This window comes from Pseudomonas sp. G7(2022), assembly GCF_052660475.1.
On the sequence record NZ_CP109659.1, the window covers coordinates 3,834,391 to 3,856,627 of the forward strand.

Here is a 22,237-nt window from a genome sequence, read left to right on the forward strand (position 1 = left end):
CCTTTTTTTCTCGGAGATCACCACCGAGCCATTAATAGAGACAAGCCTGTATCGGTCGCCAACGAAGGGAGTTGAATGCAAGTTGCAGGTGCCCTCTTCTGCATAACCGTGATAAACCGCAGGCTTGTTCATAACCATTGAGATCATGCCCCATGCCTCGCGCCTTGCGTTTATCTGCAGTCGTTCTTTTGTCTCTGTGTGCCGGTATCGCCGGCGCAGCCGCGCCCTCTCCAGCTCCCAAGACTCTGCAGCCATTGGTGGCAACCCTGAACGAACGCCTGAACATCGGCGACCTCGTCGCCCTGACCAAATGGGACAGTGGCAAGCCGATCCAGGACAGTCCCCGCGAAGCCCAGGTCATTGCCAATGCCCGAACGCTGGCCACCGAACGCAAACTCGACCCGGAAGACGTCGCGCAATTGATCGCCGCGCAAATGGAAGCCAACAAACTGGTGCAATACGGTTTGCTCGCGAAGTGGCAAGCGGCCGGTGCTGCGCCGGACACGCCGCGTCCGGATCTGGGCAAGCAGATTCGGCCGCGCCTTGATGAACTGCAAACCCGCCTGTTGCAGCAATACGCCGACTTCACGCCCTACCGTCACGACCCGAACTGCCCGGTATGGCTGGCCAAGGCACGCAGCGGTTTGACTCAAGATGCACTGCACGAACTGGCCCTGACTCGCGCCACCGGCGAGCTATGTATCCGGGCAACCGCCCCGTGAACCGGGGCTTGGGCATCCATCGCCGGCATCGATAGTCACCATCACGCCAATGAAGTTCTCATAAAAAATCCCGGGCGTAAGATCGGCTCCATACCCAACAAACAACACCCCGGAGCACACGATCATGAAACGCCAAATCCTTCTCGGCATCGCTTTCTCGGTTCTTGCAGTCAACGCTTTTGCAGCCAAACCCGCTCACACCCTGATCGCCGAAGGCGGTTCGGATCGGTTGATTGAACACCGCGTAGCTGAAGGGGGTTCTGATCGTCTGCTAGAACGTCGCGTTGCCGAAGGTGGCGCTGAGCGTCTGCAAGAACGTCGCGTTGCCGAAGGTGGCTCGGATCGTCTGCAAGAACGCCGCGTAACTGAAGGTGGCTCGGATCGTCTGCAAGAACGCCGCGTTGCCGAAGGTGGCGCCGATCGTCTGCTGGAACGTCGCGTAGCTGAAGGTGGCGCTGATCGTCTGCTGGAACGTCGTGTAGCTGAAGGTGGCTCGGATCGTCTGCAAGAACGCCGCGTTGCCGAAGGTGGCTCGGATCGCCTGATCGAACGTCGCGTCGCATGACCTGAACGCTCTTTCCCAAGACAAAGAAAAGCCCGGCCTGATCAGCCGGGCTTTTTCACATCCAACCGTCGCTTACTGAGCGGTTTTCAGCTTGACCACGTCACCGGAGATTTTGGTGGTGTAGCCGGTCAGAACCCATGCCCAGAACCAGTTTTCCTGAACCTGGGTGTTGATCATCGCATCGCCGCCGCGGGCTTTGATCGCGGCATCCTGTGCGCGGACGAAACGGCTGTTCTGGCGGATCGGGATCACGCCGAACAGCAGCAGACCGGTAGCGGTGGCTTCGCTGTGGCCAATCACGGTGTACTGGCTGCTGTCGTATTGTTTGGTGTTCATCGGGGTGCCGGTGCAACCTGCCAGAACCACACCGAACAGTGCGGCGGCGACGACTTTGCTGAGGTATTTCACTGCAAGACTCCATGGGTAAACGCCCGGGATCCATCTCTCGGGCGGCGCACACTTTACCGGAGATAGTGGCACATTAGTATCAACCACGACATTTTTCATGAAGCGCCATCGGCACAGCGCCTCATGAGTCACTTCAAGTATTGGTTTTCAGTTGGGTCCACAACCGCGTCGTCAGACGGGCAATCGCCGCCGGCAGCTCTGAACCATTTGTCCATTCTTTCGGCAGCCTGGCAGCTGAATGAGCTACACGTCCTACTCGGATTGAAACGTCTGAAGATACGCCAACAGATTGTCGATCTTCTCCTCGTCACTCAGCCCCCAGAAGATCATCCGCGTCCCTGGCACCACACCTTTCGGGTCCTTCAGATACGCCGTCAGCGTTTCGCGGTTCCAGGTGATGCCAGAGTTCTTCATCGCATCGGAATACACGTAGTTCGCCGACGTTCCCGCCGGACGGCCGATGATGCCGTTGAGCTGTGGGCCGAATCCCGGGCGGGCGGATTCGCCGACCTGATGGCAGCCGCCGCACAGGCGCGGGAAGATTTTGCCGCCGGCCTCGGCGTCGCCGGCCGCATAGGTGGCTGTGCTGAGCAGGCCTGCGCTGAGGATCAGAGCGAGGGGCAGTAACGCGGTGTTTTTCATCGGGAGTATCCAGATCTTCGGCGGCGCCAAGGGTAATCCTGCAGGGAGCGTTGCGCTACAGGTAAGCCGCGATCACCTGCCGGACTTTGAGCAAGGCTTGACGCAGGACAAGCAGGTCCACCGAGCCCAGCGCCAGCCGGATCGCGTGGGGCACATGGGCCGACACGGTGAACGGCTCGGCGTTGGTGACCGAAATCTGCGCCTTCATCAGCTCGATCACCACCTGATCGGATCGGGCGTCTTCCGGCAGCGGCAGCCACAGGAAATACGAAGACGGATGGCCCATGCTCGGCAAGCCTTGCAGGACTTCCGCGGCCAGCACCTGACGGGCCCGGGCGTCAGCGCGCTTTTGCGCCTCCAGCCAGGTAACGGTGCCGTCGTCGAGCCAGCCGCAGGCAATCGCGGTCATCACTCCGGGGGTGTTCCAGGTGGTGGCGCGGATGATGCGTTCCAGTGCCGGGATGATTTTCAGCGGCGCGGCGATGAAGCCGACGCGCAGGCCCGTGGCGATGTTTTTCGAAAGTCCCGAGACGTACACCGTGCGCTCCGGCGCCAGATCCGCCAGCGGTGGTGGCGGGTTATCGACCAGAAAGGCGTAGGCAGCGTCTTCGATGATCGTCAGATCATGCTGTCGGGCAATCGCCACCAATTGTTCGCGCTGCGCCAAAGGCATCACCCAGCCGAGCGGATTGTGCAGGGTCGGCATGCTGTACACGGCACGCACCGGGCGACTGCGACAGAGTTTGTCGAGCGCCGCCAGATCCGGCCCGTGCTCGGTCACGGGGAGCGCGACCACTTCAAGGTGCAGCGCTTCGGCGAGCACCTTGAAGCCGGAATAGGTCAGCGCATCGGCCGCGATCACATCGCCGGGATTGAGTTGTGCCATCAACGTCACCGCCAGACCTTGCTGGGCGCCGTTGACGATCAACACCTGCTCGGCGTCGACACTCAGGCCTCGGGCTTGCAAGTGCCGGGCAACCGAGGCCCTTTCATGCTGGCGCCCGGCGTGAGGTTGATAACGCAGCAGCGCTTCGAGATCGCCGGACAACGCCAATTGCCGCAAAGCAGTGCGCAGCAGATCGGCCTGCCCCGGCAGCGACGGGTAGTTGAAGTTAAGGTCGATCATGCCAACGGCAATGTCTTTCTGGTCGATCCCCTGCCCCGGCAATAACGAGGTTTCCCGGACAAACGTGCCCCGCCCGGTTTCGCCGCTGACCAGGCCCATGGCCTCAAGCTCGGCGTACACCCGCGAGGCCGTGACCAGCGCCAGCCCTTCACTCGCCGCCAGTTGCCGGTGGGTCGGCAAACGCGTGCCGGGTAAAAGGCGACCGCTGCGAATATCGGCGGCGTAGGTATCAACGAGCGTCTTGTAACGGGAGCGCGGCATGTCGGGATGTATCCATGACAATTCTTTGATTGTGCTGATTCTCAACCCTAGGATGAACCCCAGGCAACCCCACCCTTGAGCATGACCCAACATGGAACGAACCACGGATCTGCCCGCGCCAACCCTGGAAAAAACCAGTGGCTGGATCAACGGTTTCATCGGCGTCGTGATTTTCAGCGGCTCGCTGCCGGCCACGCGGCTGGCGGTGCTGGAATTCGACCCGGTATTTCTCACCGTCATCCGCGCCACCCTCGCCGGGGTGCTGGCGCTGTGCCTGTTGTGGCTGTTTCGCGAACGTCGCCCGGCGCGGAATCAGTGGACGTCGCTGTTGATTGTCGCGCTGGGCGTTGTCGTGGGGTTCCCGCTGTTGACCGCCCTCGCGCTGCAATACGTGACGTCGGCGCATTCCATCGTGTTTGTAGGACTGCTGCCGCTGGCAACGGCGATTTTTGGCGTGCTGCGCGGAGGCGAACGGCCGCGCCCAGTGTTTTGGTTTTTTTCGGTGATGGGCAGTTCGCTGGTGGTCGGTTTTGCGGTTTCCCAGGGACTGACCGCCTCGCCCACCGGGGATCTGTTGATGCTGGCGGCGATTCTTGCCTGCGGACTCGGCTATGCCGAGGGCGCAAAACTGTCGCGCACCCTCGGCGGCTGGCAGGTGATCTGCTGGGCGCTGGTGTTGTCGTTGCCGGTGATGGCCGTGCTCAGCGTATGGCGGGCGCCCGCCTCGTTCAGCGGTTTCAGCGTCTCGGCGTGGGTGTGCCTGGCTTACGTTTCGCTGTTCAGCATGCTGATCGGTTTTGTGTTCTGGTATCGCGGCCTGGCCCAGGGCGGGATTGCGGCGGTCGGACAGTTGCAGTTGTTGCAGCCATTCTTCGGACTGGCACTGGCGGCGACGTTGCTGCATGAGCAGGTCAGTGTCGGCATGTTGGTGGTCACGTTGGGGGTGATCCTGTGCGTGGCCGGGGCGAAAAAATTCGCCAGATAATCTTCAGCTCACTCCCGCTTTCCACTCCCGCGGACTGAGCCCGGTCTTGCGCCGAAACGCCCGGGCCAGCGCCGAAGGACTTTCATAGCCAACCTCTTCGGCAATCAAGGCAATCGGCCGCCCCTCGCGAAGGCGTTTCTGCGCGAGGCTGATCCGCCAGCTCACCAGATAATCCATCGGCGTCTGCCCCACCACTCGCCGAAAATGCTCGGCAAACCCGGCACGGGACAAATGTGCGGTCGCGGCCAATTCGGCGACGCTCCAGGCCTTGGCCGGTTGGTCGTGCATCAGGCTCAATGCGCGGGCAATCTTCGAATCCGCCAACCCAGCCATCATGCCCGGCTGCTGGTTGTGACTGCTGATGAGGTGGCGCAGCAGCAGAATCACCAGCAATTCGAACAGCCGGTCCATCACGGCCTCGCGCCCGCAATGACCGTCGAATGCTTCCTTGAACAGCCACTCCAGGGTACTGGCCATTTCCGGAAGGTCGGCAAGTTTCAGCACCAGATAATCCGGCAGCGCCGCCGCCAGTGCGTTGCCCGCGCCGCCGTCAAATGTCAGCGAGGCGCACACCAATTGCGTGTTCATCGCCTCGTCGGCGAACAATCGGTGGGCAAACGGTCGAGGGAAGAAAATCAGCGTCGGTTCATTGAGGGTGAGTTCCGGTTCATTTCCCGGTTTGAGCAGCACTTGCCCGGCCTGCAACAGATGCACATGGCCACAGATCTGATCGCCGCCGTACGCGCTGATGCCGCAGAAAGTACCGCTGTGGAAGGTGCCGGCATTCACGCCGAAGTGACTGAGCAACGTGGACAAGCGATCCATGAGAGCAACTCCGGGGCAACAGGTTTGGACGATCTGTCGCATATCCTCGACGATTTGCATCCAAAGCACCAGTCGCGCTGAATAACATGACCTCCATCCCCGGCGCACTTCGCACCGGAACTTCGGAGAATCACCATGAGCCGTATCGCCCCGATCAGCATTGAAAACGCCACCGACGCCACTCGCCCGACACTGGAAGGCGTGCAGAAAAAAATCGGTTTCCTGCCGAACCTGTTCAAGACCCTGGCCGTCGCGCCGGTTGCGCTGGATGCCTACGTGCAAATCTCCGCGACGCTGGGCAAAACGTCCCTGAGCGCCAAGGAAAAAGAAGCGGTGTACCTCGCCACGTCGCAGGTCAACGGCTGCGATTACTGCCTGGCGGCGCACACTTTGTTTGCCGGCAAGGCCGGGCTGGCCGCAGAGGAAATCATCGAGGCGCGTCATGGTCGGCTGAATGCCTTCGCCACCCTCGCCCATCAACTGACGCAAACCCGTGGTCACCTGAATGATGAACAGATCGGCGCCGCCCGCGCTGCCGGCATCGACGACAAGAAGATCATCGAAGTGATCGCCATCGTCGCCGCGCAAACCCTGACCAACTACCTCAACAACGTGGCGCTGACCGACATCGATTTCCCGGCCATCGACGCCTGATCAGTGACCGGGGTCGATCTCAGTCGTGATCGACCCCGGCACGTTTCAGCAATTTCTTGCAACGTTCGGACAGGTGAAACACCTGCAACTGCTTGCCGGCCTTGGCGTAGCGTTCGCGCAGGGTTTTCAGTGCGGCGATGGCCGAGTAATCGACAAAACTCAGGTGCCGACAGTCCAGCGTCACGCGTTGCGGGTCATTGGCCGGGTCGAACTGATTGAGGAACGGCGTGGTCGAGGCAAAAAACAGCGTGCCATGCAGGCGATAGAGTTTGCTGCCGTCCGCTTCCAGATGCTCATCAGCGTACAGCTCGCGTGCCTGCTGCCAGGCAAAATTCAGCGCCGCGATGATGATCCCGCACAACACTGCCGTGGCCAGATCGGTAAATACCGTGATGATGGTCACCGCGATGATCACCAGCACATCGTTGAGCGGCACTTTGTTCAGCACCCGCAACGAGGCCCAGGCAAACGTCTGCTGCGACACCACAAACATCACCCCCACCAGCGCCGCCAGCGGAATTCGCTCGATCAGCGGCGACAGAAACAGAATGAACAGCAGGATCAACACCCCCGCCACCACCCCGGACAACCGTCCGCGCCCGCCGGAACTGAGGTTGATCACAGTCTGGCCGATCATCGCGCAACCGCCCATGCCGCCCAACGCACCGGAGACCATGTTCGCCGCCCCCAGCGCCACACACTCGCGATCCGGATAACCACGGCTTTCGGTGATTTCATCGGTGAGGTTGAGGGTCAGCAGGGTTTCCAGCAGGCCGACCAGCGCCATCAGGATGGCGTAAGGCGCGATGATGCGCAGGGTGTCCAGCGTCCACGGGATGTCCGGCAACGCGAACTTCGGAAGACCACCGGCGATGTGCGCCATGTCACCGAGGGTGCGAGTTGGCAGACCGAGCAGATAAACCAGCAAGCCGACGCCGAGGATCGCCACCAGCGCCGGCGGCACGGCGCGAGTCAGACGCGGCAGAATGTAGACGATGGCCATGGTCAGCAGCACCAGCCCGGTCATCAGGTACAACGGCGTGCCGCTGAGCCACTGCTCGCCGCTCTTGAAATGCTCCAGTTGCGCCAGCGCAATGATGATCGCCAGACCGTTGACGAACCCGAGCATCACCGGATGCGGCACCATGCGCACCAGCTTGCCCAAGCGCAACAGCCCGAACGCCATCATGATCAAACCGCCGAGCAACACCGTCGCTAGCAGGTACTGCACGCCGTGCTGGACTACCAGCGCGACGATCACCACCGCCATCGAACCGGCCGCTCCGGAGACCATGCCCGGCCGGCCGCCGAACAGCGCGGTCAACGTGCAAATAATGAAAGCGCCGTACAGGCCCATCAGCGGATTGAGATGAGCCACCAGCGCAAACGCAATGCATTCGGGCAACAGGGCGAACGAGGTGGTGAGTCCGGCCAGGACATCGGCGCGCAGACGAATAGGTTTCATGGCTTACCTGACAGAGCGGCGGCGGACGCGGCTGCTGATATCGACGGGAAAAGAGGGTTGCGGATGTTACGCAAATGCCGGGGAGCGGGCCAGCGATCACTGACAGGGGCGGCCCGACGCTCTATGCTTGCGCACTTCGTTGATCGACGGGTCTGAACATGTCACCGCTATCCACCCGCGAAGTCTGCCAGCGCTTGCGTGAGGCGGCATTGGGCGTTTGCGCATTACGGCGTATTGCACAGGAATCCGAGACCGGCCAGATCTCGATCGAGATCGACGGCTGGCACCTGTCGCTCGATTTTGACGGTCAACGCCTGCACCACTGCCTGCAATGCCGGTGCCCGGAAGATCGTGAGTGGCGACTCGACACGACTCAACGTTTCGGCACCGACCCGGTCAGCTTGCTCAGCACCTGGGAACTGGCGCAGATCGAACGGTTGCTGGCGCGGACCGAATGAGCGGATCAGCCCTGTCGCAGATCCAGCAGGTAGGTGTAATAACCGGTGTCACGAACCCAACCGAGCGACTCGTACAAACCCTGGGCGGTGAAATTGTCGGTGGCGGTTTCCAGCATCAGCCCCTTGGCACCGGTTTCGACGGCGAAGTCGCGGGCGGTGTTCATCAATAGTCGCCCCACTCCACGGCCACGGGCGGCCGGCGTGGTGAACAGGTCGCTGAGCAGCCAGGTCCGGTGGGCGTCTATCGAAGAGAACGTCGGGTAAAGCTGCACGAATCCCAGCACCTCCCCGCTTTCATCCTCAACCAGAAAAATCGCCGATTCATTGCCGGCCATGCGCTCGGCGATGAAGGCCCGCGATTGCTCGAGATTCGACGGCTGGCCGTAAAAACCGCGATAAGCGTCGAACAGCTTCGCCACCGCGTCGAGGTGAATCGTCGTGGCGCGCAGTGCCTGAAGGGTCATTGTCATATTCCTGAGGTTATCGAAATTGAAACCAGCATAGCGTTGAGAAGCGAGTTCGCTGGCCTATTCGCTATATAGTTTTGTATATTTCGAATCCGAAATCGCCAGACGTTCAACGCCTTCCATGAGCAGCATCCGCGAACGCAACCAGCAACTGATCCTGGCCGCCGCCAGCGAAGAGTTTGCCGCCAACGGCTTCGACGCGACCCAGACCCGCGACATTGCCGCCCGGGCCGGTGTGCCCAAGGCCAATCTCTATTACTACTTCCAGAGCAAGGAAAACCTCTACGGTAAAGTGTTGCTCGGTTTTGTCGAACCGCTGCTCGAAGCCTCGGCGGTGCTGCGCGAAAGCGACGACCCGCTGATCGGTCTGCGCGCCTACGTCGCGGCACGCATCCGCATCGCCCGCGAACATCCGGCGATTGCCAAGGTGTTCAGTGGTGAACTGCTGCTGGGCGGTCGCCAGTTGCCGGACGAATGCCGCGACCTGCTGCACGCTGAAGCCCGGCGCAACGTCGAGTGCCTGCGCAGCTGGATCGGGCGCGGCTTGCTGGCCCCGGTGGATCCCGAGCATTTGATGCTGTTTATCTGGTCGGCGACGCGCACCTACACCAACATTGGATGGCAGATGGGGCGCATCACCGGTCGGGAAGTGCCGCAGGATGAGGACTATGCGCTGGCGGCGGAGACGATTACGCGATTGGTGCTGGAGGGCGTGGTGGCGCCACGAACGGGGGAAATCCGTGGCGTGCTGTTTGCGACCTGAAGGTTCAGGGCATGAAATCCAGCGGTAGCGCGCGGTCGCCTTCCATCCGCTCGTACCATGCCTGGAACTGAGCAGGCAGGCGCTTTTTCCATTCCGGTACATTGGTGTAGTAACGGGCTCGCGTATGGCCCTCTTTATCAGGCACCAACATCAGCACCCAGAAACGATTACTGGCCGCACGCATCAGAATGGCCGCGTTCACATTGCCCAGTCCGCGCACCCACATCTCGATGACCTCTGCATCAGGCACGTCAACCGCCGGGTCGCCGACAGTCATGGTACTCGTACGGTCCACCAGCTTCTGATAATCACCCTTGAGCAGTTTATGCAACGCCTGATCCTCTTGCTGCGTACGAGCAAGTCCAACGCTGAGCAAGTTGTAATTCATCGAAACTGGTTTATCAGACGCCACATAACGACCTGAGTAAAAGACACCCATCCCGGCACCGCAATCAACGTCATCGCCATTCTGTGTGACGTCCAGTACACCATTGATCGCTCGAAAAACAAGCGTGCAACTACCCTCCTCGAAACGGGCTTCACCACCGTTCAACACAGCAATACCTTCCAGATCACCAGAATTGGCGCCGTCTTGTGCTGAAACCTCAAAGCGGATGTGTGTGGCGTCCTGACGCTTGATGATCACTTCAGATCCCGAGTTCACCCCGTGAGGAATCAACTGCCATGTGGCATCCCATGAGAACGTTCTGGTCGCATATTTCAGCTCAGTCAGGCGCATCAGATATTCACGACTCAAGCACGCCAGTTCAGCGCCACAAAGGCTGCGGTTCTTCAACCATGCTCTTTGATCGGCCTTGAGCGCTTGCGGGTCAGCCACCTGCGCCAACGTTGTCCGCCAAAGCACCCCAAGTTTCTCATCAAGACTCGAGGTATACGGATCGGCACAAATGGCTTTTTCAACCGGGCTGGAAGCGCCAGCGCAGTCGAAACTGGCAGCGTGTGTATTGGCAGCAAAAACGAGAGACGTCAGCAGCAAGGCGTGACGGAGATTGAAAGCGAGCATCGACAGATTCCATTCCTGAGGCGGCGGCAGTATGCCGGGCCCGGGCTATCGATGCTCTGGATTTTTCACCGGTTACCGGGATCTTCTGCAAGAGAGAGTCAGAACGCGATTTCCGCCGCGGGCTTCACATCGATCCGCGCCACGGAGCCGGTCAGGTGCGCCCAGTCCTTGTTGTGTTCGGCGATGATGTCTTCGGCGCTCATGTTGCCGTTGTCGACGGTGGAATGCGCGTCGGCCGCCAGCTCCACGTCGTAGCCCAGTTGATGGGCCTGGCGCACGGTGGCGTTGACGCAGTAATCGGTCTGCAGACCGCAAATCACCAGGCGATCGAAGTCTTCCCGGGGGATCAGTTTCAGCAGGTTGGTCTGGTAGAACGAGTCGTTGGCGGTCTTGTCGACGCGCAGGTCGCCGGGCGCGGTGGCCAGGCCGTCAGCCAGTTGCCAGCCCTCGGCGCCGTGGGCGAGCGGACTGTCCTTTTCATTATGCTGGATCAGTACGACTGTAACGCCAGCCTTGCGCGCCCGGGCGCTGAGGCCGTTGATGGTGTCGATCACCCGTTTGATGTCGTGACACTCGTATTCGCCTGTGCACAGGGCGCGCTGGACATCGATGATCAGCAATGCGGTGGTCATGGTGAGCCTTCCTTGATCGGTCCTTGAGACAGGGGCGGACGTGTGCCCGCCCCCTTTTTACTCTGCTCAGTAACCCAGTGACAACCCGGTGTTGCGCCGTGGATCGTTGGCGCCGTAGAAGCGGTTCTTGCCGACCGGTTTACCACCCAGCGACGGTGCACCGACCAGAATCGCGGCGATGTGGTTGGCGTCCTGCGGGCCCGCAAACTTGTGGCCCCAGCTCTCGAGAATCTTCTTCGTGTCGGGGCTCGCGGCGAAGTCTTCGAGGTTGGTCTGTTCCGGCATCCACTGCTGGTGGAAACGCGGCGCATCGACCGCTTCCTGCAGGCCCATGCCGTAGTCGATGACATTGAGCATGGTCAGCAAGGTTGCCGTGATGATGCGACTGCCGCCCGGCGTACCGACCACCATCACCACTTTGCCGTCCTTGGTCACGATGGTCGGGCTCATCGACGACAGAGGCGCCTTGCCGGGCGCGATGGCGTTGGCTTCGCCCTGCACCAGGCCGTACATGTTCGGCACGCCGACTTTCGAGGTGAAGTCGTCCATTTCATCGTTGAGGATCACCCCGGTCTTGCTCGCCATCACGCCCGCGCCGAACCAGTCGTTGAGGGTGTAGGTGACGGACACCGCGTTGCCCCATTTGTCGACGATCGAATAGTGCGTGGTGTTGCTGCCTTCGTGAGGCGCAACGCCAGGTTTCAGCTCAGCGGAAACGCCGGCCTTCTGCGGCTGGATCGCGTTGCGCAATTGGGTGGCGTAGTTCTTGTCCAGCAGGTGCTCGATCGGGTTTTTCACGAAATCCGGGTCACCCAGATAGCTATTGCGATCCACGTAGGCGTGGCGCATCGCTTCGATCTGGTAGTGCATGCCCTGGGCCGAATGGAAGCCCAGGTCCTTCATGGGATAGCCTTCGAGAATGTTCATGATCTGGCAGATCACCACCCCGCCGGAACTCGGTGGTGGCGCCGACACGACGTGGTAGCCGCGATAGTCGCACTCCACCGGAGCCAGTTCGCGGGTCTTGTATTTGTCCAGGTCGGCCTGGGTGATGATGCCCTTGTTGGCCTGGCTGGAGGTGACGATGGCGTCGGCCACCCAGCCTTTGTAGAAGCCATCGGCGCCTTTCTCGGAAATGGTGCGCAGGGTTTTGCCCAGGTCCTTCTGCACCAGTTTCTGCCCGACCTGCATCGGTTCGCCATTACTGAGGAATATCGCGCCGGAGTCTTTCATGTCCTTCTTGAACACGTCAGTGGCGTAGTCCAGCAGATCGACGTCACCCTGCTCCAGTTCGAAACCTTCCTCCGCCAGTTTGATCGCCGGGGCGATCATGTCCTTGCGCGGTTTGGTGCCGTACTTGCTCAGCGCCAGCTCCATGCCGGACACGGTGCCCGGAACGCCCACCGCGAGGTGACCACGGGTGCTCAGATCAGGAATGACATTGCCCTGCTTGTCGAGGTACATGTCGGCCGTCGCAGCCAATGGGGCTTTTTCCCGGAAGTCGAGGAAGGTCTTGCGTCCGTCCGCCAGCTGGATGGTCATGAAACCACCACCGCCGAGGTTACCCGCTGCCGGGTAAACCACCGCCAGCGCGTAGCCCACCGCGACTGCCGCATCCACCGCGTTGCCGCCACTTTTCAGTACATCGACACCCACGTGAGTCGCCAGATGCTGGGCGGTGACCACCATGCCGTTTTCGGCGGCCACCGGTGCCACGGAGGCCGCGTGGGCCATGAGGCAACTGAGCGCCAATGAGGTCGCAATCAGCGATTTGGCAAAAGGTTCGTACTTCATGAGTCAGTCTCTTCTTTTTATAAGGTAGGAAAACGCTTCAAAAGCAACAGCCAGTATGGTCGCGATTGCGGTTTGCGCCTCCCCGATCCGGCAGTATGCTGGGCGCTGTTGCCGACCCGCCCCGGAGTTTTCCTTATGGCCTACACGTTCATCACCCTGCCCTCGCCCGTCGGCGAGTTGAAGCTGGTCGCGAACGGTTCACGACTGGCCGCCATCCTCTGGGAAAACGACAAACCGAACCGGGTGCGCCTTGGACCGATGAGCGAAGCGCCGGACAATCCGGTGTTGATGAAAACCGCACGACAACTGGAAGAATATTTTGCCGGCACGCGCGATGCGTTCGATGTGGCGCTGGACTTTGCCGGCACCGAGTTCCAGAAAAAGGTCTGGGCCGCATTGCTGACCATTCCATTCGGCGAGACCCGCACCTACAGCCAGATTGCGCAGCAGATCGGCCACCCGAGCGCAGTGCGCGCCGTCGGCGCGGCGAACGGGCGCAATCCGATTTCGATCATCGCGCCCTGCCACCGGGTCATCGGCGCGTCGGGCCAGTTGACCGGATTTGCCGGAGGCCTGGAGGCCAAGGAACGATTGTTGACGCTGGAGAGCGGTCCGGGATCAGACATCGGCAAAACCGGCGAGCTGTTTTAAGCATCAAAGAAATTATTCATCGCCGCGTACTGCAACAGCATGATGGTCTTGGCATCGCAGATTTCGCCGCGCGCAAACGCCTTGAGCGCGTCATCGAAAAGCCACTCCAGCACCTCCAGTTCTTCGGTTTCCTCTTCCAGCCCGCCGCCACTGCTGACCTTCGACGCTGCATCGTACTCGGCCACGAAGAAGTGCAATTTCTCGGTCACAGACCCCGGACTCATGTAAGCCTCGAAGACCTTCCTCACGTCATGTACGCGGTAACCGGTTTCTTCCTCAGCCTCGTCACGGATTCGCTGCTCCGGCGCCGCGCCTTCCAGCAATCCTGCAGCGACCTCGATCAGCAAGCCGTCATGACCGTTGACGAACACCGGCAGACGGAACTGGCGGGTCAGCACCACGGTACGTTTTTCGCGGTTGAACAACAGAATCGCTGCACCATTGCCACGGTCGTAAACCTCGCGAGTCTGGCGTTGCCATTCACCGTTGTTGCGCAGGTAATCGAACGTGATTTTCTTCAGCAGGTACCAGTCGTGGGACAACACCTGAGTGTCGACGATGTTGATCCGTTCGGCGGTGTCGGGCATGACGATCGATCCTTTTCTGTCATCGGAAAAGCCCCCATGTTAGGCGAAAAAAAGCCCGGCAGCGCTACCGGGCTTTTTCATTCGTTTACTGCTGACGGGCCATGTCGGCCATTGCGACATCGGGCTCCTGCGCGACAACCGCCACGCCATTGATCAGCGGTCCGTAACGCCGACTGAACTGCCAGTTGTATGGCACCCGATCCTTGCTGGTGCCGTTGTCCCAGTTCACCGACCAGGTCATCAGGCCCTTGATCGGGTGCCCTTTGACGGCCAGACGTTTCATCGCGTTGCCGACCGCGTTTTTGTCAATCACGTAACCGGTGGCCGCCGCATCGTTGTTGGCTGGCAGGCCAATGACAAACTTGTCCGCAGGGATTTTCGTGAACCCGCGCGTGCCGGTCACCAGACTTTCCGTCAGGTAATAGAGAAAGTCCTCCTTCATCGCGTCGTTGTTTTGCGCGATCCACGCCCCGTTACCGTTGTTGGCCTCCGGTACCCAGACGCCATCGCCTCCCTGGTTATAGAACTGCGGCGCGATGAAATCGTAATAGCCTTCCAGCGCCTGCAGGTAACCGACATATTTGCCGGAGGTGGTCAGGTACGGAAACTCCGGCGCCATGCTGATGATGAAATGCTTGCCCTGGCCTGCGTAGTGATCCTTGACCAGTTTCAGGGCGGCCGGCAGGACGGTCTTGTTGGCAGCGAAATCAATCGCGCTCTGTTCAAGATCGATGTCCAGACCGTCGAAGCCGTAGGTTTCCACCAGACGGATGATTTCATTGGCCAGCGGTTGCTCCTGGCCGGCACGCAACTCGATGTGCGCGTCTGCGCCGCCGAGGGAAATCAGCACCGCCCGACCCTGGCTGTTGAGCACCCCGACCTGGCGGCGGAACTCGGCGTCGGAGACGTTGTACGGCTTGAAGGTCGGAATCCCGCTGCCCTTCATGAACGCCACGGCGACCACGTTGTAGTCCTTGGGGACGTCCGTCAGGGCGATGTTGGCGAACTGACCACGCTGATAGCCATCACTCGGGCCGGCGGGCCAGTTGTGCCAGAAGCCCATGAGGATCTTCTTGCCGGCGATGCTCGGCATCAGCGAGGCAGCGTCGCTCGCCTGGTTTTGCATTAAGGTGAAGTCGATGTTTGACATGTTCTAATCCTTCAGAACGTGTGGCTGGAGGTTGCAGACTTATTTGAAGTCCACATCGAAGGCCTGATAGAAGGCGTTGCCGGTGTTGGCGACGATCCACATCAGAACAATGACGTGACGCCCGTGCTTGTTGGCCGGGAGTGTTACCGCATGATTGACCTTGGCCTTCAGCTCCGCCGAATGGCTGTAGTACGGCACTTGCGGATAGAAGTCCTCGGCGAACGGTTTTGCTTCCAGTTGTGCACGGGTGATGCGTTGTTTCGGGTCCCAGCCATCCTTGGTGATCAGCCAGCGGTAGCCGCGGGTGGTGTGCGGCGCGGTGTATTCCCATTTCACTTCGAGGGTCTGGCCAGGAGTGACATTGAGCAGTGGCCAGGTGAACGGACGACCGAGTTTCTTGCTCATTTCCTCGTCGGTGAAGTTCACACAGTCACGGGCATCGTCCTTGCCGCCGCTGAGAATGTGACCGTCGGCCGGCGGCACGACACTCGGGTTATCCGACTCGAAAGGTGCCGGAAACGGGCCGGCCACCAGTGCCGGGAAGTTCTTGCCACCCTCCATCTCGTTGACCTGCCAGCCGCCGAGCAATCCTTGCTCGATGGCCACCGCACCGCGGCTTGCAGGGGAAATGACGCGACCGTGTCGCAGTTGGGTTTGAGCTTGTGGTTGGTTCATGTTTTTCACTCCGTTGATTTAAGAACTCTCCTTTCCGAGGAGAGGCCTTGAAACTAACGGAGGGGGATTTTTTGTCCATCGGCGGTTTTGTCGCAGCCTGCCGCGGACAGGCTCGGAAAACCCCGATAATACTGGATATAAATACAGTACATTGCGATGTTTCTCACCCTGCGCATGGCAAAAAGACTACACGGCGTTATTACAAACACCTGCATTCACCGGCTCAGGCCAGCTGCGCCTTGAACTCTTTTTCATACTGCCCGGCGAGCTGTTCTTTCTGCTTGTCATCGAGCAGCTTGCCGGCCATCTGAAAGAACTTCTGCTCCTCTTCCTTCAAGTGGTGATGGACCTTGTCCGAGAGCTTTTTCGCCGTGGCCAGCCAGGCCGGGCTGGACATTTCGGTCTCGTCGAGTTCCTCCATCATTTCGTCCATTTCATGGTGCTCGGCGATAGCGTGGCGACTGAGGTCGACGCCGTTGTCGAACTCCATCAGCGGGATGTAGAAGTGGCGCTCTTCGGCCGTTTCGTGAGCTTGCAGTTCGGCTTTCAGTTGCTTGTAGGCCTCGACGCGTTCCGGGGTGTCGCCGCTGGTCTCGATCAATGCCCTGGCGTAGCGGCGCTGGCGGTCGTGGCTCTGGCGAAGGGCTTCGAAAATGTTCATGGACTCTCCTCGACAAACGCATTCGGAATGAACGCCTTGAAGGGCTAGACCCCAACGCTGGAGCGACGGTTCCAACTGTTCGATGCCGGGATGGATCAATTGACCGAGGCGCGATAGTCTGCCGGTTCGCTGCCATAAGGATGTTGCACATGAGTTTACGGATCGAGCTGTCGCAAGACTCCACGGAAGAAGAACGCCGGGCCATTCTGGCGCCCCTGCACGCCTATAACGTCGCTCAGGCCGGAATTGCCGTATCGGAGCCGCTCACGTTGCTGGTACGCGATGAACACGACACCATTCTGGGTGGGCTCTATGGCCGGTTGGTCTGCCAGTGGTTGTTCATCGATCTGTTGTCGGTGCCGGAGCAAGGTCGCCATCAGGGGATCGGCTCCAAACTGATGCGCATGGCCGAAGACCTGGCGCGGGAGAAAGGTTGCATCGGGGCGTGGCTCGACACCTTCGATTTTCAGGCGCCTGAGTTCTACAAAAAGCTGGGGTATAGCCAGTTTGGCGAGCTGGCGGACTACCCGCCGGGGCACAAACGAATGTTTTTCCAGAAACGTCTGGACGCCTGAGCCCCACGGATCGCCAGGTTTACAGACAGGTCGCCAGCGCTGCCAACCGCCGCTTGGCGACAAAGTCGTCCTTCTGCGCGTAGTAATTCAGAACCGTGCCGGACGCATCAGTGGTCAAGTCGACGAACGACTCCGCCGAACGGGTGTAGACCGTCGAGCCACCCTTCTTGCCCGGTTGCAGATACGCCGCCGCATCCACACCGAACACCGCTTCGTCCTGCCAGGCGAACTGCACGCACTGGGCCACGACTTTCTCGGGTTTGTCCGAGTTCAGGACCTTGTAAGGGGTTTGAGTGCGGGCGTCTTCCATCACCGAACCCGCGCAACCGGCCAGCAGGGTTGCCGCCAGTGCCACCATCAGCATTCGCATTGCATTCGCTCATTCGGAAAAAAGCGGACTGTATCATCGCAACGCGCAAAATCGTTCTGCTTTACTGCATTTAGAGCGCGACACCGGCCGGCAGCTGCGGCACATTAAAGGTCATCAGCCCCACAAGGACCCCCTATGGCGCCTACCGATCAGCGACATGAACAGGCTCTGAAACTGTTTCTCGATGCACGCCCCGAGCTGCGCGAAACCCTCGACCATCTCAACCCGCTGCTGGCCCAGGCCAAGGGCGAAACACAGGCACAATATCGTGAAGAACGCCTGCACGAAGCCTTTGAAGCCGAGGCCGAAAGCCAGGGACTGTTTGCCTGGGAACTGACGCTGCAACTGACCGCAGCCACACTCGAGGAGTATCAGGCGCAACGCCTGGAAGTGCACCGCGAAGTGGCGGAGATGGCCGGGATGGACTGGTTGGAATATTGCGACCTTTATGGCATAGAACCCTGACCTCTACGCAAGGACATCCACGCCAATGCTGCCAACCGCCTCGACTCACCGCGCCAGCCCCGGCCACCTGCATAAACAGAAATGGCGCGGTCGCGTAGGGCTGGCAATGGTGGCCGCGCTCTCGGTGCTGGCCGGGATGACCGATGCCATCGGTTTCATGGCCAGTGGTGACTTCGTTTCCTTCATGAGCGGCAACACTACGCGACTGGCGGTGGCGATCAGTGATGGCGATGTGAGTCTGACGGTGCGACTGGTGATTCTGGTCGCCACGTTCGTCTTCGGCAACGCTCTCGGCGTGGTGATCGGTCGCCTCGGCGGGCGCCGCGCGCTGCCGTTGCTGCTGTGCATCGCAACGCTGCTCTGCGGAGCTGCCGCCTGGCCGTCCGATGTTCAACTGCCGGCACTGCTGGCGGCGATCGTCGCCATGGGCATGCTCAATGCGGCGGTGGAGGAAGTGAACGGTCTGGCGGTCGGGTTGACCTATGTCACCGGTGCACTCTCGCGGTTCGGTCGCGGTCTGGGGCGCTGGATAATGGGGGAGCGGCGCAATGGCTGGCGCGTGCAACTGGTGCCGTGGAGCGGCATGTTCATCGGCGCCATCCTCGGCGCCGTACTGGAGCATCATCTGGGACTCAAAGCGCTGTACGCCAGCGGTTTGCTGGCGGCGTTGATCGGCCTGGTTTCGCTGAAAATCCCCCGGCGCTGGCAGTTGGGGTACATGCCGCGCTGAAGTCTGCGGCAACATCGACTTCGCTGCTCTGCCGAGAAAGCTTTATCATGGCCGCAGTTTTGCTGATCGAGTCCGTCATGAAGTTCGCCATTGCATTGTTTTCCGCCGCCCATGCGCCCTCCTCGCGCCGCGCCCTGCTGTTCGCGCAGGCCGCGCTGGCCGGCGGGCATGAGATTGTCCGGCTGTTTTTCTATCAGGACGGGGTCTACAACGCGTCCGACGCTGTGGTCACGCCCCAGGACGAACTGGACCTGCCCAGGCAGTGGCGCAGCTTCATTGCCGAACAAAACCTCGACGGCGTGGTGTGCATCGCCGCGGCCCTGCGCCGTGGCGTGTTGAATGCCGAGGAAGCCGGGCGTTATCAGCGTGATGCAGTGGCCGTCAGCGCGCCGTGGGAATTGTCCGGCCTCGGCCAGTTGCATGACGCGGTGCAGGATGCCGACCGCCTCGTCTGTTTCGGAGGCGCGTGACATGGCCAAGTCCCTTCTGATTATCAGCCGTCAATCGCCGTGGTCCGGCCCCGGCGCCCGCGAAGCACTGGACATCGTGCTGGCCGGCGGGGCCTTCGATCTGCCGATCGGCCTGCTGTTTCTCGACGACGGCGTGTTGCAACTGGCCGCCGGGCAAAACGCCAAGGCCCTGCAACAGAAAGACCTGAGCGCCAACCTGCAAGCGTTGCCGATGTTCGGTGTCGAGGAGCTGTTCTACTGCGCCGACAGCGCCAGTGTTCGCGGCCTCGGCGATCGCTCGCTGGACGAGGCGCAGCCTTTGGCCGCCGAGCAAATCACCGCCCTCATTGACCGTTACGACCAGGTGATCACCCTCTGATGTCGACTTTGCATGTGTTGTCCCACTCCCCGTTCGGCGACGAACGCCTGTCCAGTTGCCTGCGCCTGCTGGGCGCTGCCGACGCGTTGTTGCTGTCTGGCGATGCCGCTTATGCGCTGCAACCCGGCACCGCGCCGTTCAGCGCGCTGGAAACCCGTCGGGTGAAACTCTTTGTCCTGGCCGAAGACGCGCAAGCCCGTGCCGTGCAGGTTCCGGACTGGGCCGAAGCCATCGATTATCCGGCCTTCGTCGAACTGTCGATCCGCCACGACAAGGTCAACAGCTGGCTATGAATGCGCTGACCGTCGGCGCCCGCGCCATCGAACTGGACAAGGACGGCTTCCTGGTCGACCTCAACGACTGGTCGGCTGAAGTCGCCAGCGCCCTCGCCGCTGCCGAAGACATCGAACTGAGCGCCGAACACTGGGAAATCCTCGAACTGCTGCGCAGCTTCTACGCCGAATTCCAGCTGTCCCCCGCGACCCGGCCACTGATCAAGTACACCGCGCTCAAGCTCGGCGCGGAGAAAGGCAACAGCCTGCACCTGAACCGACTGTTCAAAGGCACCCCTGCCAAACTCGCCGCGAAACTGGCGGGCCTGCCCAAACCGACGAATTGCCTATGACCGACTATCCAGCGCTGACCCTCGAAACGCCCGCCGAACATCCGTTCGCCCAGTTCGTACGCATCCTCGGCAAAGGCAAGCGCGGCGCCCGCGACCTGACCCGCGAGGAAGCCCGGGAGGCCATGGGCATGGTGCTCGACGAAGCGGTCGAAGAAACCCAGCTCGGCGCGTTCCTGATGTTGCTGCGGCACAAGGAAGAAAGCGCCGAGGAGATGGCCGGCTTCACCGAGGCCTTGCGTGAACGCTTGCAGGCACCGGCGCTGAAGGTCGATCTGGACTGGCCGACTTACGCAGGCAAGAAGCGTCATCTGCCCTGGTATCTGCTGGCCGCCAAGTGCCTGGCGCAGAACGGCGTGCGCATCTTCATGCACGGCGGCGGCGCACATACCGCCGGGCGCTTGTATTCCGAACAATTGCTCGGCGAGCTGAACATCCCGCTGTGCCGCAACTGGCAACAGGTGGGCGACTCGCTGGACAACGGCGGTCTGGCGTTCATGCCACTGGTGGACTGGGCACCGCAGCTGCAACGGATGATCGACCTGCGCAACACCCTCGGTCTGCGCTCGCCGATCCATTCGCTGGCGCGGATTCTCAATCCGTTGGGCGCGCGCTGCGGCTTGCAGAGCATTTTCCACCCTGGCTACCAAGCGGTACACCGCGATGCGAGCGGTCTGCTCGGCGATACGGCAATCGTGATCAAGGGCGACGGCGGCGAAATCGAGATCAACCCGGATGCCGACAGCCACCTTTACGGCACTACCGGCGGCGAGAGCTGGGACGAGGAATGGCCGCAGCTATCGGCGCAACGTCATGTCAAACCAGCGTCGCTGGATATCGAGCATTTGAAAGCCGTCTGGCGTGGCGATGTGGTCGACAGTTACCCGCAAATGGCGTTGATCTCGACCATGGCGCTGGCGCTGCGCGGCCTCGGTCAGAGCCGTGAACAGGCTTTCGAAACCGCCGAGAAATACTGGGCCGCACGGAACAGATCGATTTAGCCGATCATTAACGCCCGATCTTTGCGCTTTTTGTTCGAACTCATCGGAATAGACTCAGCTCCAACGATTATGGGTTTATGGAGTCTTGATCATGGGTTTACTCGTCGACGGCCGCTGGCAGGACAAGTGGTACGAAAGCAGCAAGGACGGCGCGTTCCAGCGCGAACAGGCGCAGCGTCGCAACTGGGTCACGCGCAACGGCGAGCCGGGCCCGAGCGGTGAAGGCGGTTTCGCCGCCGAAGCCGGGCGTTATCACCTCTACGTTTCCCTCGCCTGTCCGTGGGCCCATCGCACGCTGATCCTGCGCAAGCTCAAAGGCTTGGAAAGTCTGATCGACGTGTCAGTCGTCAGCTGGCTGATGCTGGAAAACGGCTGGACCTTCGACCAGACCCTCGGCTCGAGCGGCGACAAACTCGACCACCTCGACTTCATGCACCAACGCTACACCGCTGACACCGCCGACTACACCGGCCGCGTCACCGTGCCGGTGCTGTGGGACAAGAAGCTCAAGCGCATCGTCAGCAATGAATCGGCGGAAATCATCCGCATGTTCAACAGCGCGTTCGACGACTTGACCGGCAACGATCTGGACTTCTACCCGGCGCCACTGCGCAGCGAGATCGATGCGCTGAACGAACGCATCTATCCGGCGGTGAACAACGGCGTATACCGCGCCGGGTTTGCCACCTCGCAGAACGCCTATGAAGAAGCGTTCGACGACGTGTTTGCCGAACTCGATCATCTGGAGCAGTTGCTGGGCGCCAATCGATATCTGACGGGCGAATACCTGACCGAGGCAGACGTGCGGTTGTTCACCACGCTGATTCGTTTCGACGCGGTGTATCACGGGCACTTCAAATGCAATCTGCGGCGGATCAGCGATTATTCGAACCTGTCGAACTGGCTGCGGGAGATGTACCAGTGGCCGGGCGTGGCCGAGACCGTGGATTTCCAGCACATCAAGAATCACTACTACGGCAGCCACAAGACCATCAACCCGACCGGAGTTGTGCCAAAGGGGCCGAAGCAGGATTTCAATGTTGCCCATGACCGGAACCGGTTGGGCGGTAAAGGGGTTTGGCGCAGAGGTTGAGAGCCTGATCGTTCCCACCGCGTGGGAACGATCTTTTT

Annotated in this window: 29 protein-coding genes and 1 pseudogene; 16 read left to right on the top strand and 14 right to left on the bottom strand. The window is 60.7% G+C overall.

What is annotated here, in order from left to right; all coding sequences use genetic code 11:
- Positions 1-152: 152 nt before the first annotated feature.
- Positions 153-722: a chorismate mutase gene (locus tag NE357_RS17350; RefSeq protein ID WP_169430904.1), complete on the top strand. Its 570-nt coding sequence runs from the start codon at positions 153-155 to the stop codon at positions 720-722.
- A gap of 124 nt (positions 723-846) precedes the next feature.
- Complete coding sequence (locus tag NE357_RS17355; protein ID WP_169430905.1) at positions 847-1,287, top strand: phage infection protein; 441 nt, start codon at positions 847-849, stop codon at positions 1,285-1,287.
- 72 nt (positions 1,288-1,359) lie between these two features.
- Here NE357_RS17355 and NE357_RS17360 read toward each other — a convergent pair whose 3' ends face one another.
- The 3 genes from NE357_RS17360 to NE357_RS17370 all read right to left on the bottom strand — a co-directional run bounded on the left by NE357_RS17360 (position 1,360) and on the right by NE357_RS17370 (position 3,724).
- Positions 1,360-1,695 carry a hypothetical protein gene (locus tag NE357_RS17360; protein ID WP_169430906.1) on the bottom strand — a complete coding sequence of 112 codons (336 nt, stop codon included), beginning with the start codon at positions 1,693-1,695 and terminating at the stop codon, positions 1,360-1,362.
- A gap of 252 nt (positions 1,696-1,947) precedes the next feature.
- The gene (locus NE357_RS17365; RefSeq protein ID WP_169430907.1) at positions 1,948-2,337 is read right to left on the bottom strand and encodes a c-type cytochrome; all 390 of its coding nucleotides are present in this window, start codon (positions 2,335-2,337) and stop codon (positions 1,948-1,950) included.
- Positions 2,338-2,392: 55 nt separating this feature from the next.
- Positions 2,393-3,724 carry an aminotransferase-like domain-containing protein gene (locus tag NE357_RS17370; protein ID WP_169430908.1) on the bottom strand — a complete coding sequence of 444 codons (1,332 nt, stop codon included), beginning with the start codon at positions 3,722-3,724 and terminating at the stop codon, positions 2,393-2,395.
- Positions 3,725-3,815: 91 nt separating this feature from the next.
- On the opposite strand from NE357_RS17370, the gene NE357_RS17375 reads away from it, so the two are divergent.
- Positions 3,816-4,709: a DMT family transporter gene (locus tag NE357_RS17375; RefSeq protein WP_169430909.1), complete on the top strand. Its 894-nt coding sequence runs from the start codon at positions 3,816-3,818 to the stop codon at positions 4,707-4,709.
- A 3-nt stretch (positions 4,710-4,712) separates the two neighbouring features.
- On the opposite strand, the gene NE357_RS17380 is transcribed toward NE357_RS17375, so the two are convergent.
- Positions 4,713-5,534: a cupin domain-containing protein gene (locus NE357_RS17380; RefSeq protein ID WP_169430910.1), complete on the bottom strand. Its 822-nt coding sequence runs from the start codon at positions 5,532-5,534 to the stop codon at positions 4,713-4,715.
- Positions 5,535-5,669: 135 nt separating this feature from the next.
- On the opposite strand from NE357_RS17380, the gene NE357_RS17385 reads away from it, so the two are divergent.
- Positions 5,670-6,188, top strand: coding sequence for a carboxymuconolactone decarboxylase family protein (locus tag NE357_RS17385; RefSeq protein ID WP_169430911.1), 519 nt, complete (start codon positions 5,670-5,672; stop codon positions 6,186-6,188).
- A gap of 19 nt (positions 6,189-6,207) precedes the next feature.
- Here the strand turns inward: NE357_RS17385 and NE357_RS17390 are convergent, their stop codons facing one another.
- A complete protein-coding gene (locus NE357_RS17390; RefSeq protein WP_169430912.1) occupies positions 6,208-7,653 on the bottom strand; it encodes a SulP family inorganic anion transporter in 1,446 nt (481 codons plus the stop codon).
- 158 nt (positions 7,654-7,811) lie between these two features.
- Here NE357_RS17390 and NE357_RS17395 point away from each other — a divergent pair, with 158 nt between their 5' ends.
- A complete protein-coding gene (locus tag NE357_RS17395) occupies positions 7,812-8,111 on the top strand; it encodes a DUF7693 family protein (RefSeq protein ID WP_169430913.1) in 300 nt (99 codons plus the stop codon).
- Between the two features lie 5 nt (positions 8,112-8,116).
- Here NE357_RS17395 and NE357_RS17400 read toward each other — a convergent pair whose 3' ends face one another.
- Complete coding sequence (locus tag NE357_RS17400; RefSeq protein ID WP_169430914.1) at positions 8,117-8,575, bottom strand: GNAT family N-acetyltransferase; 459 nt, start codon at positions 8,573-8,575, stop codon at positions 8,117-8,119.
- A 124-nt stretch (positions 8,576-8,699) separates the two neighbouring features.
- On the opposite strand from NE357_RS17400, the gene NE357_RS17405 reads away from it, so the two are divergent.
- Positions 8,700-9,341, top strand: coding sequence for a TetR/AcrR family transcriptional regulator (locus tag NE357_RS17405; protein WP_169430915.1), 642 nt, complete (start codon positions 8,700-8,702; stop codon positions 9,339-9,341).
- Between the two features lie 4 nt (positions 9,342-9,345).
- Here NE357_RS17405 and NE357_RS17410 read toward each other — a convergent pair whose 3' ends face one another.
- From NE357_RS17410 to ggt, 3 genes are all read right to left on the bottom strand, one after another.
- The gene (locus NE357_RS17410) at positions 9,346-10,365 is read right to left on the bottom strand and encodes a lysozyme inhibitor LprI family protein (protein ID WP_169430916.1); all 1,020 of its coding nucleotides are present in this window, start codon (positions 10,363-10,365) and stop codon (positions 9,346-9,348) included.
- Between the two features lie 98 nt (positions 10,366-10,463).
- Positions 10,464-10,997: a cysteine hydrolase family protein gene (locus tag NE357_RS17415; RefSeq protein WP_169430917.1), complete on the bottom strand. Its 534-nt coding sequence runs from the start codon at positions 10,995-10,997 to the stop codon at positions 10,464-10,466.
- Between the two features lie 66 nt (positions 10,998-11,063).
- Positions 11,064-12,791 carry a gamma-glutamyltransferase gene (gene ggt, locus NE357_RS17420; RefSeq protein WP_169430918.1) on the bottom strand — a complete coding sequence of 576 codons (1,728 nt, stop codon included), beginning with the start codon at positions 12,789-12,791 and terminating at the stop codon, positions 11,064-11,066.
- A gap of 135 nt (positions 12,792-12,926) precedes the next feature.
- Here ggt and NE357_RS17425 point away from each other — a divergent pair, with 135 nt between their 5' ends.
- Complete coding sequence (locus NE357_RS17425; RefSeq protein ID WP_169430919.1) at positions 12,927-13,442, top strand: methylated-DNA--[protein]-cysteine S-methyltransferase; 516 nt, start codon at positions 12,927-12,929, stop codon at positions 13,440-13,442.
- Here the strand turns inward: NE357_RS17425 and NE357_RS17430 are convergent.
- The 4 genes and pseudogenes from NE357_RS17430 to NE357_RS17445 all read right to left on the bottom strand — a co-directional run bounded on the left by NE357_RS17430 (position 13,439) and on the right by NE357_RS17445 (position 16,515).
- Entirely contained in the window at positions 13,439-14,029 is a 591-nt protein-coding gene (locus tag NE357_RS17430; protein ID WP_169430920.1) for an NUDIX domain-containing protein, read from the bottom strand. The genes NE357_RS17425 and NE357_RS17430 overlap by 4 nt on opposite strands.
- A 148-nt stretch (positions 14,030-14,177) precedes the next feature.
- Positions 14,178-15,179: pseudogene (locus NE357_RS17435) on the bottom strand (chitinase); the annotation flags it as partial.
- Positions 15,180-15,218: 39 nt separating this feature from the next.
- Positions 15,219-15,854, bottom strand: coding sequence for a lytic polysaccharide monooxygenase auxiliary activity family 9 protein (locus NE357_RS17440; RefSeq protein WP_169430922.1), 636 nt, complete (start codon positions 15,852-15,854; stop codon positions 15,219-15,221).
- A 223-nt stretch (positions 15,855-16,077) separates the two neighbouring features.
- The gene (locus NE357_RS17445; RefSeq protein ID WP_169430923.1) at positions 16,078-16,515 is read right to left on the bottom strand and encodes a hemerythrin domain-containing protein; all 438 of its coding nucleotides are present in this window, start codon (positions 16,513-16,515) and stop codon (positions 16,078-16,080) included.
- A gap of 149 nt (positions 16,516-16,664) precedes the next feature.
- Between NE357_RS17445 and NE357_RS17450 the strand changes: the two genes are divergently transcribed.
- Positions 16,665-17,090, top strand: coding sequence for a GNAT family N-acetyltransferase (locus NE357_RS17450; protein WP_169430924.1), 426 nt, complete (start codon positions 16,665-16,667; stop codon positions 17,088-17,090).
- Positions 17,091-17,109: 19 nt separating this feature from the next.
- Here the strand turns inward: NE357_RS17450 and NE357_RS17455 are convergent, their stop codons facing one another.
- On the bottom strand, positions 17,110-17,460 hold the full coding sequence (locus NE357_RS17455; RefSeq protein WP_169430925.1) for a hypothetical protein: 351 nt from the start codon (positions 17,458-17,460) through the stop codon (positions 17,110-17,112).
- A gap of 135 nt (positions 17,461-17,595) precedes the next feature.
- Here NE357_RS17455 and NE357_RS17460 point away from each other — a divergent pair, with 135 nt between their 5' ends.
- From NE357_RS17460 to NE357_RS17495, 8 genes are all read left to right on the top strand, one after another.
- Positions 17,596-17,925, top strand: a complete 330-nt coding sequence (locus NE357_RS17460; RefSeq protein ID WP_169430926.1) for a DUF6388 family protein — start codon at positions 17,596-17,598, stop codon at positions 17,923-17,925.
- Positions 17,926-17,950: 25 nt separating this feature from the next.
- Positions 17,951-18,655 (top strand): YoaK family protein, encoded by a 705-nt coding sequence (locus tag NE357_RS17465; RefSeq protein WP_169430927.1) that lies wholly within the window; start codon positions 17,951-17,953, stop codon positions 18,653-18,655.
- A gap of 77 nt (positions 18,656-18,732) precedes the next feature.
- Complete coding sequence (gene tusD / locus NE357_RS17470; RefSeq protein WP_169432669.1) at positions 18,733-19,125, top strand: sulfurtransferase complex subunit TusD; 393 nt, start codon at positions 18,733-18,735, stop codon at positions 19,123-19,125.
- 1 nt (position 19,126) lies between these two features.
- Positions 19,127-19,483 (top strand): sulfurtransferase complex subunit TusC, encoded by a 357-nt coding sequence (tusC, locus tag NE357_RS17475; RefSeq protein WP_039767393.1) that lies wholly within the window; start codon positions 19,127-19,129, stop codon positions 19,481-19,483.
- Positions 19,483-19,776 carry a sulfurtransferase complex subunit TusB gene (tusB, locus tag NE357_RS17480; RefSeq protein ID WP_169430928.1) on the top strand — a complete coding sequence of 98 codons (294 nt, stop codon included), beginning with the start codon at positions 19,483-19,485 and terminating at the stop codon, positions 19,774-19,776. The genes tusC and tusB overlap by 1 nt, the downstream gene beginning before the upstream one ends.
- Positions 19,773-20,108: a TusE/DsrC/DsvC family sulfur relay protein gene (locus NE357_RS17485; RefSeq protein ID WP_169430929.1), complete on the top strand. Its 336-nt coding sequence runs from the start codon at positions 19,773-19,775 to the stop codon at positions 20,106-20,108. Before tusB ends, NE357_RS17485 begins: the two co-directional genes overlap by 4 nt.
- On the top strand, positions 20,105-21,106 hold the full coding sequence (locus NE357_RS17490) for a glycosyl transferase family protein (protein ID WP_169430930.1): 1,002 nt from the start codon (positions 20,105-20,107) through the stop codon (positions 21,104-21,106). The genes NE357_RS17485 and NE357_RS17490 overlap by 4 nt, the downstream gene beginning before the upstream one ends.
- Positions 21,107-21,197: 91 nt before the next feature.
- On the top strand, positions 21,198-22,199 hold the full coding sequence (locus NE357_RS17495) for a glutathione S-transferase family protein (protein ID WP_169430931.1): 1,002 nt from the start codon (positions 21,198-21,200) through the stop codon (positions 22,197-22,199).
- Positions 22,200-22,237: the final 38 nt, after the last annotated feature.